Origin of the sequence: Geodermatophilus sp. YIM 151500 (genome assembly GCF_025716945.1) — a bacterium.
Classification (GTDB): domain Bacteria; phylum Actinomycetota; class Actinomycetes; order Mycobacteriales; family Geodermatophilaceae; genus YIM-151500.
On sequence record NZ_JAOVZT010000004.1, the window covers coordinates 157,883 to 182,213 of the forward strand.

Here is a 24,331-nt window from a genome sequence, read left to right on the forward strand (position 1 = left end):
TCCCTGCCTTCCCGACCTCCGCTCCCTGCCTTCCCGACCTCCGCTCCCTGCCTTCCCGACCTCCGCTGCCTTCCAGCCCGTCCGCCGACGAGAGGGGAACGACATGACCACTGACAGCAGCAGCACGGTGTCCGGACCGACGGCGCCGACCCTGACCAACCTGCGGCTCGGCACGGCACCGGACTCCTGGGGCGTCTGGTTCCCCGACGACCCCCGGCAGACCCCCTGGCACCGGTTCCTCGACGAGGCCGCCGCCGCCGGGTACACCGCCGTCGAGCTCGGGCCCTTCGGCTACCTCCCCACCCATCCCGAGCAGCTGCGCGACGAGCTCGGTCGCCGCGGCCTGACGCTGACCGGCGCCACCGCCGGCACCCACCTGCACCGCGGCGGCGACTCGCTCGCCGCGGCCCTGGCCGAGTGCCGGCAGGTCGCCGCGCTGCTCGCCGCCATGGACGCGCCCTGCCTCGTCACGCTGCCGGCGATGTACACCGACCTGCACACCGGTGAGCTGCTCGAACCGGCCGAGCTCACCGCCGACCAGTGGACCGCGCTCGGCGACGGCCACTCCGAGCTCGGACGCGTCCTGCACGAGGAGTACGGGGTCCGGCAGATGTTCCACCCGCACGCCGATGCCCACGTCGACACCGAGGACCGCATCACCCGATTCCTCGAGCTCACCGATCCGGCCACGGTCTCCCTCTGCCTGGACACCGGCCACGTCGCCTACGCCGGCGGCGACAACCGGGCGATCGTGGCCAGGCACCCGGATCGGATCGGCTACGTCCACCTCAAGTCGGTGGCCCCCGACGTGCTGGCCAGGGTCCGCGCCGAGGGCATGTCGTTCGCCCAGGCCGTGCAGCACGGCGCGATGGTCGAGCCGACGGAGGGCGAACCGGACATGCCGCCGCTGCTCGCCGAGCTCGACGCCCTCGGCGTCCCGCTGATGGCCATCGTGGAGCACGACATGTACCCGGCCCCCGTGGACGCGCCCCTCCCGATCGCCACCCGCACCCGCCGCTACTACGGCGACTGCGGGCTGCGGACCACCCGCGTCTGACGTCGCGGCGGACGCCGGGTCACTTCTCCGCGGTGTCGGCGCGCTCGCCCTCGATGGGCTCGCGCTCCTTGCGCCGCAGCAACCAGGAGGTGAGACCGAGCAGCAGCACGAGGACGCCGAGGATCGCGATCTCGGTCATCCGGTCGTCGAACGGCGCGCCGTCGCCGGCCACGCCGGCCGCCTCGACCGACAGCACGACGATCTCCTTGATCGAGGCGATGATGCCGACCAGCAGGAACGGCTCGGCCACCAGCTCGCGCTTCTCCACCGTCGACCGGACGGCGAACAGCAGCTCCACCACGATGAACACGAGCAGGAGCACGTCGAGCAGCTCGAGCACCGACGACTGCTGCAGGGAGGTCGCCGCCCGCCAGGTGGAGCGACCGGCCAGCACCAGGAGCACGGCGGCGCCGAGCACCAGGAACAGCACGATGCCGGCGTAGACCACGTTCTCGGCGATCTCGAGCACCCGGGTGCCCAGCCGCCCGAAGCCCGGCGGCGGCACCCGGCGCTCGGGATCGCTCCTGCGCCGCTCGGCCACGAGGTGATCATGGCGGACGGCGGGGCCGGTGCGGGCCGGACCGGGCGCCGTCCCGCCCGTTCGGGTCAGGGTGCCGTCCACCGGTCAGGGTGCCGTCCCCCGGTCGGGGTCGAGGTGTTCACCGATCGGGTCAGGGTCCCGTTCACCGGTCGTTCGACGATGTCGAACGGCTAGGGGTGGTGACGCAGGTCTCCCCGGAGTTGACTGCCTCCCACGCCCCCCTGGCAGGTCGGGAGGCCGCACCGGACTCGATGGGGCGTTCCGGTGGGGCCGCCCGGCGCGGAGAGCACGCACATGATCGAGATGTTGCGCCGGCGTCCGCTGGCAGGCGAACTGCTCGTCGAGTTCGCCGGAACCATGATCCTGATCCTGTTCGGTCTCGGCGTGGTCGCCCAAGTGGTGGCCGGGCAGACCGGCGACTACAACACCATCGCCTTCGGCTGGGGCTTCGCCGTCGCGCTCGGCGTCTACACCGCCGCCCGCGGCAGCGGCGCCCATCTCAACCCGGCGGTGACCCTGGCCCTGGCCGCCTTCCGCGGGTTCTCGTGGGGCAAGGTCCTGCCCTACGTGTCGGTGCAGGTCGCCGCGGCCTTCCTCGCCGCGCTCATCGTGCGGTGGAACTACAACGAGGCGATCGCGGCGGTCGACCCGGGCACCACGTCGGCCAGCCAGGGCATCTTCTCGACCCTGCCCGCCGAGGGGCTGACGCCCTTCGACGGCCTGCGCGACCAGATCATCGGCACCGCGCTGCTGGTGTTCCTCGTCTTCGTGCTCATCGACGCGCGCAACAACCCGCCCCTGGCGAACATGGCGCCACTGATCATCGGCTTCGTCGTCCTGGCGATCGGCCTGTCCTTCGGCTCCAACGCCGGCTACGCCATCAACCCGGCCCGCGACTTCGGCCCCCGGCTGGCCTCCTGGCTGACCGGCTACGAGACCGCATGGGTGACACCGGACGGTGCGCCGTACTGGTGGGTGCCCATCGTCGGACCGCTGATCGGCGGCCTGCTGGGGGCGGCGATCTACGAGCTGCTCGTCGGCAACCCGCTGTCCGCCCACCCCGAGGAGCAGGAGGTCGGCCGGGTCGTCTCCGACCCCGAGGCCCACGGCAAGCACGTCTCCGCCGACAGCGACGCCGCGCAGGACGCGGACCACATCAGCCCCGCCGAACGGACGGGAAGGGAGCAGAACCGATGACCGACTACATCGGCGCAGTCGACCAGGGCACCACCAGCACCCGCTTCATGGTCTTCGACCACGACGGACGCGAGGTGGCCCGCCACCAGCTCGAGCACGAGCAGATCCTGCCGCAGGCGGGATGGGTGGAGCACGACCCGATCGAGATCCAGGAGCGCACCGAGTCGGTCATCCGCACGGTGATGAACAGGCTGAAGATCGGCCCGGACGACCTCGGCGCGGTCGGCATCACCAACCAGCGCGAGACCACCGTGGTCTGGAACAAGCGCACCGGGCGGCCGCTGTACAACGCGATCGTCTGGCAGGACACCCGCACCGACCGGATCGCCAGCAGGCTCGAGCGCGAGGGCCGGGGCGACACCATCCGGCACCGGGCGGGCCTGCCCCCGGCCACCTACTTCTCCGGCGGCAAGATCCAGTGGATCCTGGAGAACGTCGACGGCGTGCGGGAGCTCGCCGAGAGCGGCGACGCGCTGTTCGGCACCACCGACTCGTGGCTGCTGTGGAACCTCACCGGCGGCAAGGACGGCGGCGTGCACGTCACCGACGTCACCAACGCCTCCCGCACCATGCTCATGGACCTCGAGACGCTGGACTGGGACGACGAGCTGCTGTCCTTCTTCGGCATCCCCCGGCAGATGCTGCCGGAGATCCGACCCTCCTCCGACCCGCAGGGGTACGGCAGGAGCCTGGCGAACGGCCCGCTCGGCGGCGAGGTGCTGCTGAACGCCGCGCTCGGCGACCAGCAGGCGGCCATGGTCGGCCAGGTCTGCTTCGACCCGGGCGAGGCCAAGAACACCTACGGCACCGGCAACTTCCTGCTGCTCAACACCGGCACCGAGCTGGTGCGCTCGAAGGCCGGCCTGCTCACCACCGTCTGCTACAAGTTCGGCGACGAGCCGCAGCGGTACGCCCTCGAGGGCTCGATCGCCGTCACCGGCTCGGCCGTGCAGTGGCTCCGCGACCAGCTCGGCATCATCAAGGGCGCCGAGCAGAGCGAGACGCTGGCCCGGCAGGTCGAGGACAACGGCGGCGTCTACTTCGTGCCGGCCTTCTCCGGCCTGTTCGCCCCCTACTGGCGCTCCGACGCCCGGGGCGCGATCGTCGGGCTGTCCCGCTACAACAACAACGCGCACATCGCCCGGGCCACGCTCGAGGCGATCTGCTACCAGAGCCGCGACGTCGCCGAGGCCATGGAGTCCGACTCCGGCGTCCGCCTCGACGTGCTGAAGGTCGACGGCGGGGTGACCGCCAACGAGCTGTGCATGCAGATGCAGGCCGACATCCTCGGCGTCCCGGTCAGCCGCCCGGTGGTCGCCGAGACCACCGCGCTGGGGGCCGCCTACGCGGCCGGCCTGGCCTGCGGGTTCTGGTCGGGCACCGACGACCTGCGGCAGAACTGGGCCGAGGACAAGCGCTGGGAGCCGCAGTGGGACGACGAGCAGCGCGCGGCCGGCCACGCCGGGTGGAAGAAGGCCGTGCAGCGGACACTGGACTGGGTGGAGGTCGACTGATCGCGCACGCTGCTCGAGGTCGACCGACGCGCGAGGAGACGAGGAACACGTGATTTCTGCAGACCTGTCCGACGCCGCGCGCACCGAGGCGCTGCGCCGGATGTCCGAGGGGCCCGAGCTCGACGTCCTGGTCGTGGGCGGCGGCGTGGTCGGCGCGGGGTGCGCCCTCGACGCGGCCACCCGCGGGCTCCGGGTCGGCCTGGTCGAGGCCCGCGACTGGGCCAGCGGCACGTCCAGCCGCTCCAGCAAGCTGGTGCACGGGGGCCTGCGCTACCTGGAGATGCTGGACTTCGCGCTGGTCTTCGAGGCGCTGCGCGAGCGCGGCCTGATCCTGGAGCGGCTGGCCGCCCACCTGGTCCGCCCGGTCTCCTTCCTGTACCCCATCAAGAAGCGGGGCTGGGAGCGGTGGTACGTCGGGTCCGGCATCGCGCTGTACGACCTGATGGCCTGGGCATCGGGGAAGCGGGCCGGACTGCCCTGGCACCGGCACCTGACCCGCCGCGGTGCGCGGCGGATGGCGCCGGCCCTGCGCAACGACGCGCTGGTGGGCGCCATCCGCTACTACGACGCCCAGATCGACGACGCCCGGCACACGATGGAGATCGTCCGGACGGCGGTGGCCTACGGGGCACTGGCGGCCAACCGGGCCCGCGTGACGTCCTTCCTCAAGGAGGGCGAACGGGTCGTCGGTGCCGTTCTGGAGGACACCGACAGCGGCCGCACCACCGAGGTGCGCGCCCGGCAGGTGATCAATGCCACCGGGGTGTGGACCGACGACACCCAGGCCATGGTCGGCGAGCGCGGCCAGATCCGCGTGAAGGCGAGCAAGGGCGTGCACCTGGTGGTCCCCCGCGACCGCATCCACTCCTCCACCGGGATGATCCTGCGCACCGAGAAGAGCGTGCTGTTCGTCATCCCGTGGGGCCGGCACTGGATCGTCGGCACGACCGACACCCCGTGGACCCTCGACAAGGCGCACCCGGCGGCGACCGCGGCCGACATCGAGTACGTCCTCGAGAAGGTCAACAGCGTGCTCACCACGCCGCTGACGCGGGAGGACGTGGAGGGGGTCTACGCCGGGCTGCGGCCGCTGCTGTCCGGTGAGTCCGACAGCACCTCGAAGCTGTCGCGGGAGCACACCGTCGCCCATCCGGCGCCGGGGCTCGTCATGGTGGCGGGCGGCAAGTACACGACCTACCGCGTGATGGCCGAGGACGCCGTCGACGAGGCCGGCCGCGGGCTGGACCGGCACGTGGGGCCCTCGGTCACCGAGAACGTGCCGCTGCTCGGTGCGGTCGGCTGGCCGGCGCCGTGGAACCAGCGGCACGTGCTGGCCCAGCGGTCCGGGCTGCACGTGGCCCGGGTCGAGCACCTGCTGCACCGGTACGGGGCGCTGACCGAGGAGGTGCTCGCCCTGGTCGAGGCCGACCGGTCCCTCGCCGAGCCGCTGCCCGAGGCCGACGACTACCTGCGGGCCGAGGCCGTTTACTCGGCCCGGGCGGAGGGCGCCCGTCACCTCGACGACTTCCTCACCCGGCGGACCCGCATCTCGATCGAGAGCTGGGACCGCGGGCTGGCCGCGGCGCCGGTGGTGGCCGAGCTGATGGGCGAGGTGCTCGGCTGGTCGGCCGACCGGCGGGAGAAGGAGGTCCAGGCCTACCGGGAGCGGGTGGCCGCCGAGCGCGCGTCCCAGGAGCTGCCCGACGACGAGTCGGCCGACGCCGCCCGGCTGAAGGCGAAGGAGATCGTGCTCTCCGCCACCGCCTGACCGGACGGTGGGTGCCCGGGAGGGGCGGTCAACGCGACCGCCCCTCCCGCACCCAGCCGAGGCTGCGCTGGACGGCGTGCCGCCAGTCGGCGTAGCCCTCCTCGCGCCACTGCTCGCTCGCCGTCGGCAGCCACTCGCCCGCCCGGTGCCAGTGCCGGCGAAGCACCTCGCGGTGCGGCCACAGGCCCGACGACAGCCCGGCCGCGTACGCGGCGCCGAGCGACACCGTCTCGGCCACCATCGGCCGGGCCACCGGGACGCCGAGCACGTCGGCGACGGTCTGCATGAGCAGGTGGTCGGCGGTCATGCCGCCGTCGACCTTGAGCTCGGACAGTTCCAGGCCGGAGTCGGCGAGCATCGCGTCGACGACCTCGCGGGTCTGCCAGGCCGTCGCCTCCAGGACGGCGCGGGCCAGGTGGCCCTTGGTGATGTAGCCGGTGAGCCCGACGACGACGCCGCGCGCGTCGCTGCGCCAGTGCGGGGCGAACAGCCCGGCGAAGGCCGGCACGATGTAGCAGCCGCCGTTGTCCTCCACGGTGCGGGCCAGCGTCTCGATCTCCGGGGCGCTGCGGATCAGGCCGAGGCTGTCGCGGAACCACTGCACGAGGGAGCCGGCGACGGCGATGGAGCCCTCCAGGGCGTACACCGGGGGCTCGCCGTCGACCTGGTAGGCCGGCGTGGTGATCAGCCCGTGCGTCGACGTCGCCGGCTCGGTCCCGGTGGTGAGCAGGAGGAACGCGCCGGTGCCGAAGGTGCACTTGGCCTCCCCGGGCGCGAAGCAGGTCTGCCCGAACAGCGCCGCCTGCTGGTCGCCGAGCGCGGCGGCGATGGGCACGCCGGGGGCCACGGCGGTCGCCGTCCCGTAGACCTCCATGGTGGGGCGGATCTCCGGCAGCGCCGCCCGCGGCACCCCGACCGCGTCGAGCAGCTCGTCGTCCCAGGCCAGCGTGCGCAGGTCCATGAGCATGGTGCGGCTGGCGTTGGTCACGTCGGTGACGTGCCGGCCGCCGGCCGGACCGCCGGTGAGGTTCCAGATCAGCCAGGACTCCATCGTCCCGAGCAGCAGCTCACCGCGGTCCGCCGCCCGGCGCGCGCCCGGGTGGGCGTCGAGCAGCCAGGCCATCCGGGGACCGGCGAAGTAGGACGCCAGCGGCAGGCCGCACCGCCGGCGGGCGACGTCCGCGAAGCCGTCGGCGGCCAGCTGGTCGACCCGGTCGGCGGTGCGCACGTCCTGCCACACGATCGCGCGGTCCAGCGGGCGACCGGTCCGCCGGTCCCAGGCGACCACCGTCTCGCGCTGGTTGGCGATGCCGAGGGCGACCACGTCGTCCAGCGACAGCCCGGCGCGGTGCAGGGCCTGCGGCACGACCCGGGCCACGTTCGCCCAGATCTCCATCGGGTCGTGCTCGACCCACCCGGGGCGGGGGTGGAACTGCCGGTGCTCCACCTGCGCCACGGAGACGAAGCGCGCCGCCTGGTCGAACACGATGCACCGGGTCGAGTTGGTGCCCTGGTCGATGGCGAGCACGTGGCGGCCGGCCACTCAGCAGCCTCCCGCTCGGTGGGGGGTCATGCGGCCGCGAGCTCGCGGGTCACCGCCTGCACGGCGTCCTCCAGCTGCCGCAGCAACTTCGCGTGCGGCAGGCCCGAACGGTCGAGCAACCGCTCCGGCGCCCCGGTGACGCCCGCGGCCGCGATGACGCGCCCCCCGCGACCGCGGACCGGGCGGGCGACGCCGGCCTCGCCCGGGACCCGTTCCTCCACCTCGACGGCGTAGCCACGGTGCCGGACGGTGGCCAGCTCGGCCCGCAGCGCGGCCGGGTCGACCACCGTCCGCCGGGTGAAGGGCGACAGGTCGGTGGCCAGCTGCGCGCCGTTGGCCAGCAGCACCTTGCCCAGTGCGCAGGCGTGCGGCGGCCGGGTGCTGTCGACCTCCAGCACCTGCCGGCTGTCGTCGGGCCGGAAGACGTGGTGGACGACGACCAGCCGGCCGTCCAGCGCGACGGCCAGCCGCACCGCCTCCCCCGTGTGCACGGCGAGGGCGTCGAGCCAGTTCGCGGCCAGGCTGCGCAGCTGGTGCACGTCGACCGACGCTGCCCCCAGCTCGGTGAGGCCGCGCCCGACGCGGTAGCGGCCGGTCCGCCGGTCCTGGTCGACCAGGCCGACGTCGCACAGCGTGCGCAGGATCCCATGGGTCGTGCTCTTGGCGAGACCGAGCGACTCGGCGAGCTCGGTGACGCCCAGCTCCGATGCCGCCGACAGCAACTCGAGCACGGCTGCGGCCCGCTCGATCGACTGGACGGGGCCGGGCACGGCTCATTCTGTCGCCGGACGCGGCGACGTGGGCAAACGGAACGCGATCCCCTCGCAGCGTGCTCGACGAGCCCCCCGCCACCGGGGCGTCATGACGCAGGGTGAGCCATCGTGTCGTCTTGTCAAAGGTGACCAAAGCAGCTGCTCTGCAGCCGGCGAGTGGTGTCGCTTTCTGCCCAGAGCCTGGGTCAGTCATTGGCTACGATGCATCTCGCGCACCCTGGTGCACGGTGATCCGTCGGCAGATCCTACCCATGGCGGACAACTCACCAAGGGGGACTCCATGAACGCCACCCGCATCCGCTCCCTGCTGACCCTCGCGATCGTGCCCGTCGCCGTCCTCACGGCGACCCCCGCGCAGGCCACGGAGCCCTACTGCGGCATCACGTGGGGGTCGCGGGCCGAGGCCGGCGGCTCGAGCACGGCGGACGTCGGCGCTCTGACGGAGCTGCGCGCCGGCCGTCATGCGTGCTTCGACCGCCTGGTCGTCGACCTCGGCCACGGAGCGGACGCCGACGTCCAGTGGCGGGTGGGCTACGTGCCCACGGTCCGCGAGGTGGGCACCGGCGACCCGCTGCCGCTGCGCGGAGCGGCCGACCTGGAGATCGTCGTCACCGCGCACGGCCACGACGGGCAGGGCAACGCGACGTTCGATCCTCCGGTCGACGCCGCGGCGGAGGACGTCGCAGGATTCACCACGTTCCGCCAGGTCTCGTGGGGCCACTCGTTCGAGGCCCAGTCGGTGATCGGGCTCGGCGTGCGGGCCCGGCTGCCGTTCCGCGTCCACACCCTGGAGGGTGGCGGCCCCGGCGACAGCGCGCGACTGGTGATCGACGTCGCGCACCGCTGGTAGCAGCACCACCGACGCCGCTCCGGCCCCGGCCGGGGCGGCGTCACCGCGTCGGTCGGAAGACGGGGGCGCGGCGGTGCCGCGACGCTCAGCGGTCAGCGTCGCCATCCGAGCGCGGATGGTCACGCGGCGGCTCGATGGCGCGCGGCGCCCGGCGGAGGTCGTCGAGCAGCTGCTGGCCGGGCTGCGGGTCGACCAGCTCCGCGGGCGTGTCGGGCACGACCACGTCGGGCTCCTGGTCCTCCGGGTCGAAGCTGCGCGGCACCCGCTTGAGGTGCCGGGTCATCGACTTCACCAGCAGCAGGATCGCGACGAGGAGCACCACCGTGAGGAGCAGGCCGAGCGGCCCGGCCTTGCCGACGTCCTCGGGGAGCTGGTCGCCGGCGGCGGCGAGCAGCTCGGGACCGATGCCCGCGGTCATCGCACGCCCACCTCGCTGCGGATCCCGGCGAACAGGTCGGACTCCGGAACGGGCGTGTCGACGAGCGAGCGGGCCAGCTCGTAGTCCTCGGTCGGCCAGACCTGCTGCTGCGTCACGATCGGGCAGGCGAACCAGCGGCCCTCGGGGTCGATCTGGGTCGCGTGCGCGATCAGGGCGGCGTCGCGCACCGGGAAGTACTCGCCGCAGGGCACCCGGGTGGTCACCCGGTGGGAGATGTCGTGCGCCGGGTCCCAGTTGTCGAGCCACTCGCCGTAGGGCGAGTCGGCGCCGGTGGCGAGCATCGCCTCGTGCAGCGCCTTGGTGCGCGGCAGCGTGAAACTCATGTGGTAGTAGAGCTTGCTCGGCTGCCAGGGCTCACCCAGTCCGGGGTACCGGTCGGGGTCGCCGGCGGCCTCGAACGCGTGCACCGAGATCTCGTGGGTCTTGATGTGGTCGGGGTGCGGATAGCCGCCGCGCTCGTCGTAGGTGGTGATGACCTGCGGCTGGAACCGGCGGATCAGCTCGACGAGGGGGGCCGCCGCCTCCTCGAGCGGCACCAGGGCGAAGCAGCCCTCCGGCAGCGGGGGCAGCGGGTCGCCCTCGGGGAGGCCGGAGTCGACGAAGCCGAGGAACTCCTGCTCCACGCCCAGGATCGCCCGGGCCCGGGCCATCTCCTCGACCCGGATCTCGGGCAGCCGCTCCCACACCTCGGGCCGGTCCATCGCGGGGTTGAGCACCGACCCGCGCTCGCCGCCGGTACAGGTGGCGACCAGCACGCGGACCCCCTCGGCGACGTACTTGGCCATGGTCGCGGCGCCCTTGCTGGACTCGTCGTCGGGATGGGCGTGGACGGCGAGCAGACGCAGCTGGTCGGGTGCGGTCACGCAGGCATTGTCCCCCGAGGGGACGACAGCGCAGCCCGCCCGGGCGGGTGACCGAGGTCACCACCAAGCGGCACGATCCGGTACGGTTCCGGTTCCTCCGCCGCCGCCCTCGTCGGTGCGACGGAGGCGGCCGCGGTGTTAGCTTGGCCGGATCGAGCAGCGGTCGGTCCCGTCCGGGGGCCGGCCACCCGAGTGCGTTGGAGTACCCCCTCGTGTCCACCCCCACTGACGAGCGCGACCAGGGCATCTGGCTGACCCAGGAGGCCCACGACCGGTTGAAGGCCGAGCTCGACCAGTTGGTGGCGGCCCGGCCCGCGATGGCCGCCGAGATCAACGCTCGTCGTGAGGAGGGCGACCTCCGCGAGAACGGCGGGTACCACGCCGCCAAGGACGAGCAGGGCAAGCAGGAGGCCCGGATCCGGCAGCTGTCCGACCTGCTGCGCAAGGCGCGCGTCGGCCAGCCGCCCACGACGGCGACGACGGCCGAGACCGGCACGGTCATCACCATCAAGTTCCAGGGCGAGGACGAGGAGGAGAAATTCCTCCTCGGCTCCCGCGAGATCGCCGGCACGACCGACCTCACCGTCTACTCGCCGGAGTCCGCCCTCGGTTCGGCCATCCTCGGCGCCGCACCCGGCACGTCGGTGACCTACCAGGCGCCCAACGGACGCGAGATCACCGTCGAGGTCGTCAAGGTCGAGCCCTTCGTCCCCTGACGGAGGCGCTCGTGGCCGACGTGACCTGGGCCGACCGGGCACGGGAGCCCGCGGTCGAGGGCCCGGCCCGCGCCGGTCGGGCCCGCTCCCGGCGGGTGGAGAACACCGGTTTCACCTGCGTGCACTGCGCCGCCGACGTTCCGGCGAACACCGACGGGCACTACCGCAACCACTGCCCGTCCTGCCTGTGGTCGCTGCACGTCGACGAGATGCCGGGCGACCGGGCGAGCGAGTGCGGAGCGCCGATGGCACCCATCGGGCTGGTGGAGAAGTCGGGCAAGGGCTGGCAGGTCGTGCACCGCTGCACGGCCTGCGGCCACCGGCAGCCCAACCGCCTGGTCCGCGACGGCGCGGCTCCCGACGACCTCGATGCTGTGCTCGCCCTCCCCTGGCTGTGACGGCGGCGGCCGGCCGGCTGCGGCGCGTGCCGCAGCCGGCCTGCTGCGCCGTGGCGGTGGCCGGGGCCGGCTCCCCATCGTGACGCCGGTGGCCGGCCGGCTCTTGCGGTGTTCCTTTTGCTCTGGTGCCGGTGCAGCACCGCAGATCCAGCGGCGACGCCGCGACAGAGCCCGGCGCGAACGCCGCAGGAGTGCCCCGGCGAGGGTGCTGCGGCCACCGAGCGGCGCCTCGGCGAGCCTGCCGCGGCCCCCCGACGCGACCAGGGCAGGCCCACGACGTGCGGGCCTACCCTGGTCGTTCCGCCTCCGCGGCGGCGGCCGGCGGCGGACGGCGACCGCGCGCTCAGCGGCAGCCGGCCGCGCCCGTCAGCGGCTCGCGGTGCGCTGGTAGGCGCGGACGGCCAGCGGCACGAACGCCGCCAGGAAGATCGCCGTCCAGAGCAGCGTGTAGAGCACCGGGTTCTGCAGCGACCACACGTCGGGGACCGGCACGATCTCCGACGTGTTGCCGAACAGCTCCCGTGCGGCCTGCACCACGGCCGAGACGGGGTTCCACTCGGCGAAGGTGCGCAGCACCGAGGGGAAGGTCTCCAGCGGCACGAACGTGTTGGCGACGAAGGTCAGCGGGAAGATCACGATGAAGCTCGCGTTGTTGACCACCTCCGGCGTCCGCACCAGCAGGCCGACCATGGCCATCAGCCACGAGATGGAGAACGCGAACACCAGCAGGATCAGGAAGCCGCCGACCGCCTCCCCGAAGGAGGAGTTGATCCGCCAGCCGACGATCAGGCCGGTGATCGCCATGACCACGATGGAGATGGCGTTCAGGCCGAGGTCGGCGACCGTGCGCCCGACCAGCACCGAGGAGCGGGACATCGGCAGCGAGCGGAAGCGGTCGATGAGCCCCTTCTGCAGGTCCTCCGCGATGCTGGCACCGGTGACCGTCGAGCCGAACACGACGGTCTGGGCGAAGATGCCGGGCAGCAGGAACTCCGCGTAGTTGATGTCGGGCGGCAGGTTGATCGCGCCCCCGAACACGTACCGGAACAGCAGCACGAACATGATCGGCGACAGCGTGGCGAACACGATCAGGTCGGGCACCCGCTTGACCTTGATCAGGTTGCGCTTCGTGATCACCGCGCTGTCGGCGAGCGTCTGGACCAGCGTGGCGCTCATCGGAGCGCCCCTCCCGTCGTGGCCGGCTCGGGCTGCGCGGTCTCCCCGCCGGCCCGCGCCTCCTCGGCGGCGTGGCCGGTGAGGGTGAGGAAGACGTCGTCGAGGTCGGGACGGCGCAGCCCGAGGTCGAGCACCTCGAAACCGTTGCCGTCGAGCCGGCGCACGGCCTCGCTGATCACGTCGACCCCACCGCTGACCGGCAGGCTCAGCTTCCGGGTCTGCTCGTCGAGGTGCGGCTCGTCGAGCGCCAGGGAGCGCAGCCGCTCGGCGACCGGCCCCAGGTCGGCCGCGCGGGCCAGGGTCAGCTCCAGCCGACGGCCACCCACCTGCTCCTTCAGCTCGTCGCCCGTGCCACGGGCGATCACCCGCCCGTGGTCGATGACCACCATGCGGTCGGCGAGCCGGTCGGCCTCCTCGAGGTACTGGGTGGTGAGCAGGATGGTCGTGCCGCCGTCGGCGAGGTCGGCGATGAACTCCCACATGCCCAGCCGGCTGCGCGGGTCGAGGCCGGTGGTCGGCTCGTCGAGGAAGAGCACCCGCGGCCTGGCGATCAGCGAGGCGGCGATGTCGAGCCGCCGGCGCATGCCACCGGAGTACGTCTTGGCCGGGCGGTCGGCCGCGTCGGTGAGGTCGAAGCGCTCCAGCAGCTCGCGGGCGCGCGACCTCGCCTCCCGCCGCGGCAGCCGGTAGAGCCGGCCGACCATCTCCAGGTTCTCGAAGCCGGTGAGGTACTCGTCGACCGCGGCGTACTGCCCGGTGAGGCCGATGGACGCGCGGACGGCGTCGGCGTCGCGGGCAACGTCGAGGCCGAGCACCTCCGCGCGCCCGGCGTCGGCGGCCAGCAGCGTGGTCAGGATGCGCACCACCGTGGTCTTGCCGGCGCCGTTCGGGCCCAGCAGGCCGAGCACCGAGCCCTCGGTGACGGTCAGGTCCACTCCAGCGAGGGCGGTGGTCGTGCCGAAGCGTTTGACCAGACCCTCGACGACGATCGCGTCGGTCATGCCGGCCACGCTAGGCCGGGGTACCGACCGTTCCCGAACTCATCTGCGATGTGGTCGCCCACGTTTCTCCTCCACGTTGCCGGTGGCCCGCGCCGGCCGGCGCGGCGTCTCCCCGGGAGGGGACGGCCCGGCCTCCGGCGACTCATCGCCCGGGCCCTGCCGACCAGCACGGCGGGCTCGTCAACGGCGCCGGTGCCCGCGCCATTCCCGACCGTCCGGCTGCCGCCCTCGATCCGGCGCGGCGGCTCGCTCAATCCGGCGTGACGGCGTAGCCGGCGCGCCGCAGCGCCGCGACGACGTCCTCGGCGTGCTCGGGGCCGCGCGTCTCGACGACGACGAAGACCTCGACCTCGCCGACGTCCAGCCGGGTCCCCGTCCGCTCGTGCTCGACCTCGAGGACGTTGGCGCCGACCGCGGCGAGCTCGGTGAGCACCGCGGCCAGCGAGCCGGGGCGGTCGGGCACGCGCAGCCGCAGCGACAGGTACCGGCCGGCGGCGGCCATGCCGTGCTGCACCACCTTGAGCAGCAGCACCGGGTCGATGTTGCCGCCGGAGACCACGGCGACGACCGGCGGGGCGAAGGCGGCCGGATCGGCGAGGACGGCGGCGACCGCGGCCACCCCGGCCGGTTCCACGACCAGCTTCGCCCGCTCGAGGCAGAACAGCAGCGCGCGGGAGAGGTCCTCCTCGCTGACCGTCCGCACCTCGTCGACCTGGGCCCGGACGTGGGCGAGCGTCAGGTCGCCCGGGGCCGCGACGGCGATGCCGTCGGCCATCGTCGACATCCCGGTCAGGGGCACCGGTCGCCCGGCCGCCAGCGACCCGGGGAACGCCGCGGCCGCGGCGGCCTGCACGGCCACCACGCGGACGTCGGGTCTCCGGTGCCGCACGGCCGCGGCGATGCCCGACACGAGTCCGCCGCCACCGGTGCAGACCACGACCGTGGCCGTGTCGGGGCACTGGTCGAGGATCTCCAGGCCGACGGTCCCCTGCCCGGCGATGACGTCGGGGTGGTCGAAGGGGTGGATGAACACCGACCCGGTCCGCTCGGCGTGCTCGGCGGCCGCGCGCAGCGGCTCCACCAGCGACTGCCCGCACATGTGGATCTCGGCACCGTAGCCGCGGGTGGCCGCCACCTTGGGCAGCGGCGCGGTCTCGGGCATGAAGACCGTCGCCCGGGTGCCGAGCAACCGGGCGGCGAGGGCCACCCCCTGGGCGTGGTTGCCGGCGCTGGCGGCGACCACGCCGCCGGCGCGCTCCTCGTCGGTCAGCCGGGCGATCCGGGTGTACGCGCCGCGGATCTTGAACGACCCGGTGCGCTGGAGGTTCTCGCACTTGAGCCACACGGGGCCGCCGACCCGGTCGGCCAGTCCGCGCGAGTGTTCCAGCGGCGTCTGCCGGACGACGCCGTCGAGCAGCCGCGCCGCGGCCTCGACGTCCGCACCGCTGACCAGGGGCACGTCCCCTCCGGGACGGTCGCTGACGGACACGCCGCGATCATCGCAGGGCCGCGGCCGGGCGCGGCGGACCCGCACGGCCCGCGCACCCCCACGGAGCCGGGTGGCCCTGGGACGGCGGGTGGGACCCGTGGACCGTCGCGGACCCGTCGCGGGCCCGGAGGGTCCCGGCGGGGACGCGAGGATGGGCTCCGCGCGGCCGGGGACGGAAATTGGCCGCGGGAGGAGTCCGGAGGACGACCGTGTCGTCGTACCGTGGCTGAGGTGACGGACGTGGCCGCCCAGGCAAGCAGTCCCCCCACCCCCACGACCCTCGGCGACGTGCGCGCGAGCGGAGCCGACTTCCGGCCGGTCAAGGCCGAGATCCGCGCCAACCTGCTCGCCCGGCTGGGTGCCGGTGAGCCGAGCCTGCCCGGCATGGTCGGCTTCGAGGACACCGTGATCCCCGAGGTCGAGCGGGCCCTCATCGCCGGGCACGACCTGGTGCTGCTCGGTGAGCGCGGCCAGGGCAAGACGCGGCTGATCCGGACGTTGATCGGACTGCTGGACGAGTGGACCCCGGTGCTGGTCGGCAGCGAGCTGAACGAGCACCCGCTGCACCCGATCAGCGCGTGGGCGCACCGGCAGATCGCCGAGCACGGCGATTCCACCCCGGTGGGCTGGGTGCACCGCAGCGACCGGTTCGGCGAGAAGCTGGCCACCCCGGACACCAGCGTCGGCGACCTCATCGGCGACGTCGACCCGATCAAGGTCGCGGAGGGCCGCACGCTGGGCGACCCGGAGACCGTGCACTACGGGCTGGTCCCCCGCACCAACCGCGGCATCTTCAGCGTCAACGAGCTGCCCGACCTGGCCGAGCGGATCCAGGTGGCGCTGCTCAACGTGCTGGAGGAGCGCGACATCCAGATCCGCGGCTACCGGGTGCGGCTCCCGCTGGACCTGCTGCTGGTCGCCAGCGCCAACCCCGAGGACTACACCAACCGCGGCCGGATCATCACCCCGCTCAAGGACCGGTTCGGCGCCGAGGTGCGCACCCACTACCCGATCGACCTGGCCGACGAGATCCGCCTGCTGCACCAGGAGGCCGGGCTCTCCTGGCGGCCCGGCACGACCGACGGGCACCTCTCCAAGCCCGTCGTCCCCGAGCACCTGGTGGAGATCATCGCCCGCTACACCCGGCTGGTCCGCGAGTCCAGCCACGTCGACACCCGGTCGGGCGTCAGCGCCCGCTTCGGCATCGCCGGGCTGGAGACCATCGCCGCCTCGGCCGTCCGTCGGGCGGCCGTCGCGGGCGAGACCCGGCCGGTGGCGCGGGTCGTCGACCTGCCCACCATCGTGCCGGCCAGCCGCGGCAAGGTGGAGTTCGCCGACTCCGGGGCGGACCCGGACGACGAGCGCGAGCTCGAGCTGCTCGAGCACCTGCTCCGCCAGGCGACCGCGCAGACCTTCCGCGCCCGGTGCGCCGGGCTGGACCTGTCGGGGTTGCAGGAGCACTTCACCGGCGGGGAGACCGTCGAGACCGGCGAGCTGGTGCCCGCGCCGGCGCTGCTCGGCCAGCTGGGCACGATCCCGCGGCTGGCCGAGCTGCTCGGCCGGCTCGGTGTGCCCGAGGGCGAGCAGTCGGCGGAACAGGCGGCCGCCGCGGTGGAGTTCGCGCTCGAGGGCCTCTACCTGACCCGCCGGCTGGCCAAGGACACCGACGGCACGCGGACGATCTACGGCGCATGACAGCGAGGGAGCCGGAGGCATGAGCGTGCGGCACGGCGGCCGCGGTTACCGGTACGGGCGCTGGCGCGGCGGACCCGACCCGCTGGCCCCGCCCTACGACCTGGGCAACGCCGTCGACGAGATCGGCGACTCGGTGCTGGCCGGCAGCGGCGTCCGGGAGGCGCTGCGCGAGCTGCTGCGCCGCGGCCTGGAGGGCCGCCGCGGGCTGGACGAGCTGCGCCGCTCGGTGCGCGAGCGGCTGCGCGCCGCCCGGCAGGCGGGCCGGATGGACGGCACGCTGCAGGAGGTCCGCGAGCTGCTCGACCGGGCCCTGGACGCCGAGCGGCGCGCGCTGTTCCCCGACCCGGACGACGCCGCACGGCTGGCCGAGGCCGAGCTCGACGCGCTGCCCGACGACACGGCCGGCGCCGTCCGCGGGCTCCGGGACTACGCGTGGCGCTCCCCCGAGGCGCGCGAGACCTACCAGCGGATCCAGGACCTGCTCCGCCGCGAGGTCCTCGACAGCTCCTTCCAGGGCATGAAGCAGGCGCTGCAGGCCCTGCAGGACGGCGACGGGGCGGCCATGCAGGCGGTCAAGGACATGGTCGCCGACCTGTCGCAGCTGCTCGACGCGCACAACCGCGGCGAGGACACCACGCAGCAGTTCCGCGACTTCATGGACAGGCACGGCCAGTTCTTCCCCGACGACCCGCAGTCGGTCGACGAGCTGATCGACTCGCTGGCCCGCCGGGCGGCCGCTCAGGAGCGCATGCTGGCCGGCCTCTCCCCCGAGCAGCGCGCCGAGCTCGCCGACCTGATGGCGCAGACCATGACCGACATGGGCCTCGCCAGCGAGATGGCCCACCTGCAGGACGCGCTGCGGCGGGCCCGGCCCGACCTGCCCTGGGGGCAGCGCGGCACGGTCCCCGACGGCGAGCCGCAGCTGGGGCTCGGCGACGCGACCAGTGCGGTCGCCGAGCTCGCCGACCTCGAGGCGCTGTCCAACCAGCTCTCCCAGGGCTACGCCGGGGCCTCCATCGCCGATGTCGACGAGGAGTTGCTGGAGCGGGCGCTCGGCCGGCAGGCGGTCGACGACCTCGCGGCGCTGCGCCAGCTGGAGCGCGAGCTGGAGCGGCAGGGCTACCTCGAGCGCACCGACGGCCGGCTGGAGCTCTCCCCGAAGGCGGTCCGCCGGCTGGGCGCCACGGCCCTGCGCCGGGTCTTCGCCAAGCTCTCGGCCACCGGGCGCGGCGACCACGACGTCACCGACGCCGGCGCCGCCGGGGAACTGACCGGTGGCTCGCGGGACTGGCAGTTCGGTGACGAACAGCCGCTGGACGTCGTCCGCACGGTGCGCAACGCCGTCCTGCGGACCGCCGGCCGGCCACGGGCGGACGGCGACCGGCGCGTCCGCATCGCCGTCGAGGACTTCGCCGTCGTCGAGACCGAGCGCCGCACCGGCGCCGCGGTGGCGCTGCTGGTCGACCTCTCCTACTCGATGGCGCTGCGGGGCACCTGGGGCGCGGCCAAGTCGACGGCGATGGCGCTGCACTCGCTGGTGACCACCCGGTTCCCGCAGGACGCCATCCAGATCATCGGCTTCTCCTCCACCGCGCAGGTGCTGCGGCCGGAGACGCTCGCCGAGCTGTCGGTGGACACCCTGCAGGGCACCAACCTGCAGCACGGGTTGATCCTGGCCCGGCGGTTCCTCGCCCGGCACCGGGACGCCGAGCCGGTGGTGCTCGTGGTCACCGACGGTGAGCCGACCGCGCACCTGGAGGACGACGGCACGCCGTTCTTCTGCTGGCCACCGATGCCGGAGACCATCGCCCGCACCGTCGCCGAGGTCGAGCGGGTGGCGCGTTCCGGGGCGACGGTGAACGTGTTCGCCCTCGACCCCGAGCCCGGGCTGGTGCACTTCGTGCACGACATCACCCGGCGGGCCGGGGGCCGGGTGTTCCAGCCCGACACCGAGCACCTCGGCGAGTACGTCGTGGCCGACTACCTGCGCACGCGGCGCGGCCGCCGCGCCCGCTGAGGGAGGGCCGCCGGGATCGCGGGATCCCTCCTGCGGGGACACTGGCGCCGTGGACGCCGATGCCGGTCAGGTCACCGTCGAGGAGGTCCCGGTCGAGGTGACCCTGCCGCTGCGCGGCGCGCTGCTGCGTCCCGGCCGCGCACCCGGCATGGAGCGCGACGACGACCCGGCCACGGTGCACCTCGCGGCGCGGGACGGTCGCGGAACCGTCGTCGGCGTCGTCCGGGTCCACCCGCAGACCTGCCCGTGGCGGCCGGACGCGCGCGCACCGTGGCAGCTGCGGGGCATGGCCACCGATCCCTCGGTCCGCGGAGCGGGCGCCGGCCGGGCGCTCGTGGACGCCGTGGTCGCCCGGGTGCGGGCGGCCGGCGGCGACCTGGTCTGGTGCGAGGCGCGCACGCCCGCGGCCGGGTTCTACCAGCGCACGGGCTTCACCGTGGTGACCGAGCCGTACGACAAGCCGGTGATCGGGCCGCACGTCGGCATGGTGCGCGAGCTGACCGGAGGATCCCCGTCGCGGTGACCCGCACGGCTCTCCTCCGCTAACGGTGGGCGCCGCTGGAGCTGACCCCGGGGATCATCCCGGCGCGGAAGGCGTCGACGAACAACCGGAAGTCGTCCTGCGTCCGGCGGGCGTAGGCGTGCGCGAAGTCGACGAGGTCGGCCACGAACTCCTCCCGCCGGCCGCCGATCATCGCCGTGATCGCCTCCTCGGTCTGGAAGGGCACGAGCGTGTGGTCGCTGTCGGCGTCACCGACGCAGTGCAGCTTGGCGGTGGCCTTGCCCAGCTGGACGAGCACCGGCCGGACGTCCTCGGGCTCGGTCAGGTCGTCCCAGTCGAGGTCCTGCTCGTACGGGGACAGCTCCGACACCAGGAACCCGACGCCGCCGATGTCGGTGTAGCCGAGGAACTGCGACGCGTGCGCCTGCAGCGCGCGCTGGCTCACCGCCGTCCGGTGGCCCTCGTGGTCGAAGTAGTCGCGGATCCGCGCGTCGGTGACGATCCGGCTGGGGGCGGGCACGTTGCCCTGCTTCACCGAGAGGACGACGTCGTTCTCCAGCGCCTGGTCGTAGCCCTCGAGCAGCACGTTGTAGGCGGGCAGTCCGGCGCTGCCGATGCCGAAGCCGCCGGTGCCGATCACGTCCTTGACGTCGTAGGCGACCTCGCGCCGCCACGGCCGCGGCGGAAGGGTCGCCTTGTACCGCTCCACGGCGTCGAGCACCTTCGCGCGCTCGTCGTCGTCCAGCCGCCGGTTGCGCCCGCGCAGGGCGAAGCGCCGCTCGAAGTCCTCGACGACCGTCATGCGTTGCAGCAGCCCCAGCCGGGTGCGTGCGGCGGTCTCCTTGATCAGCTGGTGCACCGCGCCCTCCGTGTTGCCGAGCACGAGGGCGAACTCGCGGTCGGCGTCCGAGCGGGTGAAGGCCTCCACCTGGTCCAGCCAGGCGTGCAGGTACGCGGCGACCAGTTCGCCGATCACGTCGTCGGAGAACGCCTTGCGCCAGGCCATCAGCGCGAAGCTGGCGGCGAACCGCCGCAGGTCCCAGCTGACGTGGCCGAGGTAGGCCTCGTCGAAGTCGTTGACGTCGAAGACGATCCGGCCGGCCGCGTCCATGTAGGTGCCGAAGTTCTCCGAGTGCAGGTCGCCGTGGATCCACACGCGGGCCGTCCGCTCGTCGCACCACGGGTCGTCGAGCTCGGCCATGTCCGCGTAGAACAGGCAGGCGCTGCCCCGGTAGAAGGCGAACGGGTCGGCGGCCATCTTGCGGAACTTCGACCGGAACGCGTCCGGGTCGGCGGCCATGAGCTCGGTGAAGGCGTCGACGAGGACGTCGACGATGAGCCGGGTGCGGTCGTCACCGACCGGGTCGGGCGTCGTCCTGGCGGGGGAAGGCATCACGGGCGGCACGCTAACGGGCAGTTAGCCTCGGGAACACATGATCGCCGGTGCTCGATGCGCCGGCCCACGGGGACGGAGAACCGGTGACGCGCGCGGCGACGGCACGGCGGTGGGCCACGGGCGCCGCCTACGGCGGGGGCGGTGTCGGGCTCGCCGGTGGGGTGCTCGTCGGGCTGCTGCGCCTGCAGGCCCGCACGGCCCGCCGGCGGGTGAAGGCGCGGGCGGTGCACGACCCGCCGTCCGGCGACGGCCTGTACGGCCGCCGCGCCCGGTCGCGCGGCAGCCGGCCGATCGTGCTCGCCATGCTCGGTGACTCCAGCGCCGTCGGGCTCGGGGTCGAGCGCGCCGCGGAGACGCCCGGCGTGCTGCTCGCGGCCGCGCTGGCCGAGCTCGCCGAACGGCCGGTGCGGCTGGTCCGGCTGGCCGTGTCGGGTGCGGTCTCGCGCGCGCTCGAGGACCAGGTCGACCGCGCGCTGGCGGAGAAGCCCGACGTCGCGGTGATCATGATCGGCGCCAACGACGTGACCAGCCGCACCAAGCCCTCGGTGTCCGTGCACCACCTGGGCGAGGCCGTCCGGCGGCTGACCGAGGCCGGCTGCGAGGTGGTCGTGGGCACCTGCCCGGACCTGGGCACGGTGCGGCCGATCGCGCAGCCGCTGCGCCGGCTGGCCCGGCGGTGGAGCCGCCAGCTGGCGGCCGCGCAGACCATCGCGGTCGTCGCCGCCGGCGGGCGCACGGTCTCGCTCGGCTCGGTGCTCGGGCCCTCGTTCGCCACCGACCACAGCCTGTTCAGCATCGACGAGTTCCACCCCAGCGCCGCCGGGTACGCGTCCGCGGCGGCCGTCCTGCTGCCGTCCGTGGCCGACGCCGTCGGCGTCTGGCCGGCCGCCGCCGACCGCAGGCTGCCGCGGCGCCGCGAGGCCGTGCGCCCGGTGGCGCGGGCGGCCGCGCGCGCGGCCGGTCGGCCGGGCACCGAGGTCCGCGCGGCCGAGATCGAGGGCGCGGGCGCCGGGCCCCGCGGGTCGTGGGCGCGGCTGCTGCGCCGCCGTCCACCGGCGATCCCCACCCCCGAGCAGGCGGAGGAGGCCGCGGAGGTCCCGGTCGGCAGCTGACCCGTCCGGGCGCGGGGGTAGTTTCGGGGCACTGCCGACCCTCGCCGTGGAGGACCTGCACCATGCCCGACGCCGTCATCGTCGCCACCGCCCGCTCGCCGATCGGGCGCGCCTTCAAGGGTTCGTTGAAGGACCTCCGTCCCGACGACCTGACCGCCACGATCGTGCGCGCCGCGCTCGACCAGGTGCCGCAGCTGGACCCCGCGGAGATCGACGACCTCGTGCTCGGCTGCGGCCTGCCCGGCGGTGAGCAGGGCTTCAACATGGCCCGGGTGGTCAGCATCCTGCTCGGCATGGACCGCCTGCCGGGGACCACGGTCACCCGGTACTGCTCCTCGTCGCTGCAGACCACCCGGATGGCGATGCACGCGATCCGTGCCGGCGAGGGCGACGTGTTCGTCTCCGCCGGCGTCGAGATGGTCAGCCGGTTCGCCAAGGGCAACAGCGACTCGCTGCCCGACACGCAGAACCCGGTGTTCGCCGACGCGCAGGCCCGGGTGGCCAAGGTCGCCGAGAGCGGCGCGGACTCCTGGCGCGACCCCCGCGAGGACGGCGAGCTGCCCGACATCTACATCGCCATGGGGCAGACCGCCGAGAACCTGGCGCTGCTCAAGGGCGTCTCCCGGCAGGACATGGACGAGTTCGGCGTCCGCAGCCAGAACCTGGCCGAGAAGGCGATCGCGGAGGGTTTCTGGGAACGGGAGATCACGCCCGTGACGTTGCCGGACGGCACCGTCGTCACCAAGGACGACGGTCCGCGGCCGGGCGTGACGCTGGAGGGCGTCGCCCAGCTGAAGCCGGTCTTCCGCCCCGACGGCCGGGTGACGGCCGGCAACGCCTGCCCGCTCAACGACGGCGCCGCCGCGGTGGTCGTCATGAGCGACACCAAGGCCCGCGAGCTGGGCATCACGCCGCTGGCGCGGATCGTGTCGACCGGCGTCACCGGGCTGTCGCCGGAGATCATGGGCCTGGGCCCGGTGGAGGCGTCGAAGCAGGCGCTGGCCCGCGCCGGGATGTCGATCTCCGACATGGACCTGGTGGAGATCAACGAGGCGTTCGCGGCGCAGGTCATCCCGAGCTACCGCGACCTGGGCATCGACATCGACAAGCTCAACGTGCACGGCGGCGCGATCGCCGTCGGCCACCCCTTCGGCATGACCGGCGCGCGCATCACCGGCACCCTCATCAACGGCCTGCGGACCAAGGACGTCACGTTCGGCCTGGAGACGATGTGCGTCGGCGGCGGTCAGGGCATGGCCATGGTGCTCGAGCGGCTGAGCTGACGAAGGCCCCCCGCAGCGGGGTCGCACGGACGACGGAGGCCCGGTCCCCCTGCAGGGGGACCGGGCCTCGTCGCGTGGGGTGCCGGGGATCAGGGCGCCGGAGGCGCCCGGTTCCCCGCCGGGGGTGCGAGGGTCACTCGCGGAAGTAGCTGATCAGCCGCAGGATCTCGATGTACAGCCAGACGATGGTGATCAGCAGGCCGAAGGCGATGTACCAGGCGAACTTCTCCGGCGCGCCGCGGCGGATCGCCTCGTCGGCCATGTCGAAGTCGAGCAGCAGCGTGAAGGCCGCCACGCCGATGACCACGAGGCTGAAGATGATCGCCACGGTGCCGCCGGACCGCAGGCCCAGGCCGTCACCGCCGCCGATCAGGGCGGCGACCCAGTTGACCACCGCGAGCACCAGGACACCGATGAGGGCGCCCATGAGCCAGCGGGTGAACTTGGGCGTGACCCGGATGGCGCCGGTCTTGTAGACCACCAGCATCCCGGCGAAGACGCCGAAGGTGCCGATCAGCGCCTGGACGACGATGCCCGGGAACTGGGCGTTGAACACCTCGCTGATCGCGCCGAGCGCCACGCCGTAGAGACCGCCGTAGGCCAGCGTGGCCGCCGGGTTGGCGATCTGCTTGAACGCGATCACCAGGCCGAGCACGAGCGCCACCAGCACGGCCGGGCCGGCCAGGGCGAGCGCCAGGGTGTCGGGCAGGACCGCCCAGGTGACGGCCGCGGTCAGCACGGTCACCAGGAGGGAGAGACCGGTCTTGGTGACGACGTCGTCCATCGTCATGTACCGGGTCGTCGAACGGGCGTACGGCGACGGGGCGGCGTACGGGTCCTGCGTCGGCGCGCCGTAGGGCTGCGGTGCGCCGTACTGAGGGGTGTTCCCCCAGCCCGCGTACTGCTGGCCGCCGCCGGCGGCGCCCGGGACGCCCCGGCTGAAGACCGGGTTGCTGCTGGGCATCCTCAACTCCTCGAGGGAACGGGTTGGTCCGTGGAGC

At 73.6% G+C, this 24,331-nt stretch carries 22 protein-coding genes; 12 read left to right on the forward strand and 10 right to left on the reverse strand.

Going from position 1 to position 24,331, the window contains the following annotated elements; translation table 11 throughout:
- Positions 1–103: 103 nt before the first annotated feature.
- Positions 104–1,057, forward strand: coding sequence for a sugar phosphate isomerase/epimerase (locus tag OF117_RS09105; RefSeq protein ID WP_263552513.1), 954 nt, complete (start codon positions 104–106; stop codon positions 1,055–1,057).
- A 19-nt stretch (positions 1,058–1,076) separates the two neighbouring features.
- Here OF117_RS09105 and OF117_RS09110 read toward each other — a convergent pair whose 3' ends face one another.
- Positions 1,077–1,598 (reverse strand): phosphate-starvation-inducible PsiE family protein, encoded by a 522-nt coding sequence (locus OF117_RS09110; protein WP_263552514.1) that lies wholly within the window; start codon positions 1,596–1,598, stop codon positions 1,077–1,079.
- A gap of 294 nt (positions 1,599–1,892) precedes the next feature.
- Between OF117_RS09110 and OF117_RS09115 the strand changes: the two genes are divergently transcribed.
- The 3 genes from OF117_RS09115 to OF117_RS09125 are packed head-to-tail and all read left to right on the forward strand — an operon-like array spanning position 1,893 to position 6,077.
- A complete protein-coding gene (locus OF117_RS09115) occupies positions 1,893–2,795 on the forward strand; it encodes an MIP/aquaporin family protein (protein WP_263552515.1) in 903 nt (300 codons plus the stop codon).
- Entirely contained in the window at positions 2,792–4,309 is a 1,518-nt protein-coding gene (gene glpK, locus OF117_RS09120) for a glycerol kinase GlpK (protein WP_263552516.1), read from the forward strand. The genes OF117_RS09115 and glpK (OF117_RS09120) overlap by 4 nt, the downstream gene beginning before the upstream one ends.
- Positions 4,310–4,358: 49 nt before the next feature.
- A complete protein-coding gene (locus tag OF117_RS09125) occupies positions 4,359–6,077 on the forward strand; it encodes a glycerol-3-phosphate dehydrogenase/oxidase (protein ID WP_263552517.1) in 1,719 nt (572 codons plus the stop codon).
- Positions 6,078–6,105: 28 nt separating this feature from the next.
- Here OF117_RS09125 and glpK (OF117_RS09130) read toward each other — a convergent pair whose 3' ends face one another.
- The gene (gene glpK / locus OF117_RS09130; protein WP_263552518.1) at positions 6,106–7,620 is read right to left on the reverse strand and encodes a glycerol kinase GlpK; all 1,515 of its coding nucleotides are present in this window, start codon (positions 7,618–7,620) and stop codon (positions 6,106–6,108) included.
- Between the two features lie 26 nt (positions 7,621–7,646).
- Complete coding sequence (locus OF117_RS09135) at positions 7,647–8,390, reverse strand: IclR family transcriptional regulator (protein WP_263552519.1); 744 nt, start codon at positions 8,388–8,390, stop codon at positions 7,647–7,649.
- 283 nt (positions 8,391–8,673) lie between these two features.
- Between OF117_RS09135 and OF117_RS09140 the strand changes: the two genes are divergently transcribed.
- Positions 8,674–9,243, forward strand: a complete 570-nt coding sequence (locus tag OF117_RS09140) for a hypothetical protein (protein WP_263552520.1) — start codon at positions 8,674–8,676, stop codon at positions 9,241–9,243.
- An 85-nt stretch (positions 9,244–9,328) separates the two neighbouring features.
- Here OF117_RS09140 and OF117_RS09145 read toward each other — a convergent pair whose 3' ends face one another.
- Together OF117_RS09145 and mca are read right to left on the reverse strand one after the other, a co-directional pair.
- On the reverse strand, positions 9,329–9,661 hold the full coding sequence (locus tag OF117_RS09145; protein WP_263552521.1) for a hypothetical protein: 333 nt from the start codon (positions 9,659–9,661) through the stop codon (positions 9,329–9,331).
- Positions 9,658–10,545: a mycothiol conjugate amidase Mca gene (gene mca / locus OF117_RS09150; RefSeq protein WP_263552522.1), complete on the reverse strand. Its 888-nt coding sequence runs from the start codon at positions 10,543–10,545 to the stop codon at positions 9,658–9,660. The genes OF117_RS09145 and mca overlap by 4 nt, the downstream gene beginning before the upstream one ends.
- A gap of 212 nt (positions 10,546–10,757) precedes the next feature.
- On the opposite strand from mca, the gene greA reads away from it, so the two are divergent.
- Positions 10,758–11,261 carry a transcription elongation factor GreA gene (gene greA, locus OF117_RS09155; RefSeq protein WP_263552523.1) on the forward strand — a complete coding sequence of 168 codons (504 nt, stop codon included), beginning with the start codon at positions 10,758–10,760 and terminating at the stop codon, positions 11,259–11,261.
- A gap of 11 nt (positions 11,262–11,272) precedes the next feature.
- Positions 11,273–11,659: an RNHCP domain-containing protein gene (locus OF117_RS09160; RefSeq protein ID WP_263552524.1), complete on the forward strand. Its 387-nt coding sequence runs from the start codon at positions 11,273–11,275 to the stop codon at positions 11,657–11,659.
- A gap of 366 nt (positions 11,660–12,025) precedes the next feature.
- On the opposite strand, the gene OF117_RS09165 is transcribed toward OF117_RS09160, so the two are convergent.
- From OF117_RS09165 to ilvA, 3 genes are all read right to left on the reverse strand, one after another.
- Entirely contained in the window at positions 12,026–12,835 is an 810-nt protein-coding gene (locus OF117_RS09165) for an ABC transporter permease (RefSeq protein WP_263552525.1), read from the reverse strand.
- Positions 12,832–13,836: an ATP-binding cassette domain-containing protein gene (locus OF117_RS09170; RefSeq protein WP_263552526.1), complete on the reverse strand. Its 1,005-nt coding sequence runs from the start codon at positions 13,834–13,836 to the stop codon at positions 12,832–12,834. Before OF117_RS09170 ends, OF117_RS09165 begins: the two co-directional genes overlap by 4 nt.
- A 250-nt stretch (positions 13,837–14,086) precedes the next feature.
- Positions 14,087–15,325 carry a threonine ammonia-lyase gene (gene ilvA, locus OF117_RS09175; RefSeq protein WP_263552527.1) on the reverse strand — a complete coding sequence of 413 codons (1,239 nt, stop codon included), beginning with the start codon at positions 15,323–15,325 and terminating at the stop codon, positions 14,087–14,089.
- A gap of 222 nt (positions 15,326–15,547) precedes the next feature.
- Between ilvA and OF117_RS09180 the strand changes: the two genes are divergently transcribed.
- Genes OF117_RS09180 through OF117_RS09190 form a run of 3 tightly spaced genes read left to right on the forward strand, consistent with a single transcriptional unit; the run spans position 15,548 to position 19,560 of the window.
- On the forward strand, positions 15,548–17,020 hold the full coding sequence (locus OF117_RS09180) for a sigma 54-interacting transcriptional regulator (RefSeq protein ID WP_263552528.1): 1,473 nt from the start codon (positions 15,548–15,550) through the stop codon (positions 17,018–17,020).
- A 19-nt stretch (positions 17,021–17,039) separates the two neighbouring features.
- Complete coding sequence (locus OF117_RS09185) at positions 17,040–19,037, forward strand: VWA domain-containing protein (protein ID WP_263552529.1); 1,998 nt, start codon at positions 17,040–17,042, stop codon at positions 19,035–19,037.
- A 49-nt stretch (positions 19,038–19,086) separates the two neighbouring features.
- Positions 19,087–19,560 (forward strand): GNAT family N-acetyltransferase, encoded by a 474-nt coding sequence (locus tag OF117_RS09190; protein ID WP_263552530.1) that lies wholly within the window; start codon positions 19,087–19,089, stop codon positions 19,558–19,560.
- 19 nt (positions 19,561–19,579) lie between these two features.
- Here the strand turns inward: OF117_RS09190 and OF117_RS09195 are convergent, their stop codons facing one another.
- On the reverse strand, positions 19,580–20,932 hold the full coding sequence (locus OF117_RS09195) for a DUF2252 domain-containing protein (RefSeq protein WP_263552531.1): 1,353 nt from the start codon (positions 20,930–20,932) through the stop codon (positions 19,580–19,582).
- Between the two features lie 86 nt (positions 20,933–21,018).
- Here OF117_RS09195 and OF117_RS09200 point away from each other — a divergent pair, with 86 nt between their 5' ends.
- Positions 21,019–22,047: an SGNH/GDSL hydrolase family protein gene (locus OF117_RS09200; RefSeq protein ID WP_263552532.1), complete on the forward strand. Its 1,029-nt coding sequence runs from the start codon at positions 21,019–21,021 to the stop codon at positions 22,045–22,047.
- Positions 22,048–22,109: 62 nt separating this feature from the next.
- A complete protein-coding gene (locus tag OF117_RS09205; protein ID WP_263552533.1) occupies positions 22,110–23,330 on the forward strand; it encodes an acetyl-CoA C-acetyltransferase in 1,221 nt (406 codons plus the stop codon).
- A 133-nt stretch (positions 23,331–23,463) separates the two neighbouring features.
- On the opposite strand, the gene OF117_RS09210 is transcribed toward OF117_RS09205, so the two are convergent.
- Positions 23,464–24,294 (reverse strand): Bax inhibitor-1/YccA family protein, encoded by an 831-nt coding sequence (locus tag OF117_RS09210; protein WP_263552534.1) that lies wholly within the window; start codon positions 24,292–24,294, stop codon positions 23,464–23,466.
- Between the last annotated feature and the right edge of the window lie 37 nt (positions 24,295–24,331).

Excerpts from the sequence above, each read along its gene's own strand:
- OF117_RS09105 (WP_263552513.1), top strand. The coding sequence starts at position 104 with ATGACCACTGACAGCAGCAGCACGGTGTCCGGACCGACGGCGCCGACC.
- OF117_RS09115 (WP_263552515.1), top strand. The coding sequence starts at position 1,893 with ATGATCGAGATGTTGCGCCGGCGTCCGCTGGCAGGCGAACTGCTCGTC.
- glpK (WP_263552516.1), top strand. The coding sequence starts at position 2,792 with ATGACCGACTACATCGGCGCAGTCGACCAGGGCACCACCAGCACCCGC.
- OF117_RS09140 (WP_263552520.1), top strand. The coding sequence starts at position 8,674 with ATGAACGCCACCCGCATCCGCTCCCTGCTGACCCTCGCGATCGTGCCC.
- OF117_RS09145 (WP_263552521.1), bottom strand. The coding sequence starts at position 9,661 with ATGACCGCGGGCATCGGTCCCGAGCTGCTCGCCGCCGCCGGCGACCAG.
- OF117_RS09165 (WP_263552525.1), bottom strand. The coding sequence starts at position 12,835 with ATGAGCGCCACGCTGGTCCAGACGCTCGCCGACAGCGCGGTGATCACG.
- OF117_RS09170 (WP_263552526.1), bottom strand. The coding sequence starts at position 13,836 with ATGACCGACGCGATCGTCGTCGAGGGTCTGGTCAAACGCTTCGGCACG.
- OF117_RS09185 (WP_263552529.1), top strand. The coding sequence starts at position 17,040 with ATGAGCGTGCGGCACGGCGGCCGCGGTTACCGGTACGGGCGCTGGCGC.
- OF117_RS09195 (WP_263552531.1), bottom strand. The coding sequence starts at position 20,932 with ATGCCTTCCCCCGCCAGGACGACGCCCGACCCGGTCGGTGACGACCGC.
- OF117_RS09205 (WP_263552533.1), top strand. The coding sequence starts at position 22,110 with ATGCCCGACGCCGTCATCGTCGCCACCGCCCGCTCGCCGATCGGGCGC.
- OF117_RS09210 (WP_263552534.1), bottom strand. The coding sequence starts at position 24,294 with ATGCCCAGCAGCAACCCGGTCTTCAGCCGGGGCGTCCCGGGCGCCGCC.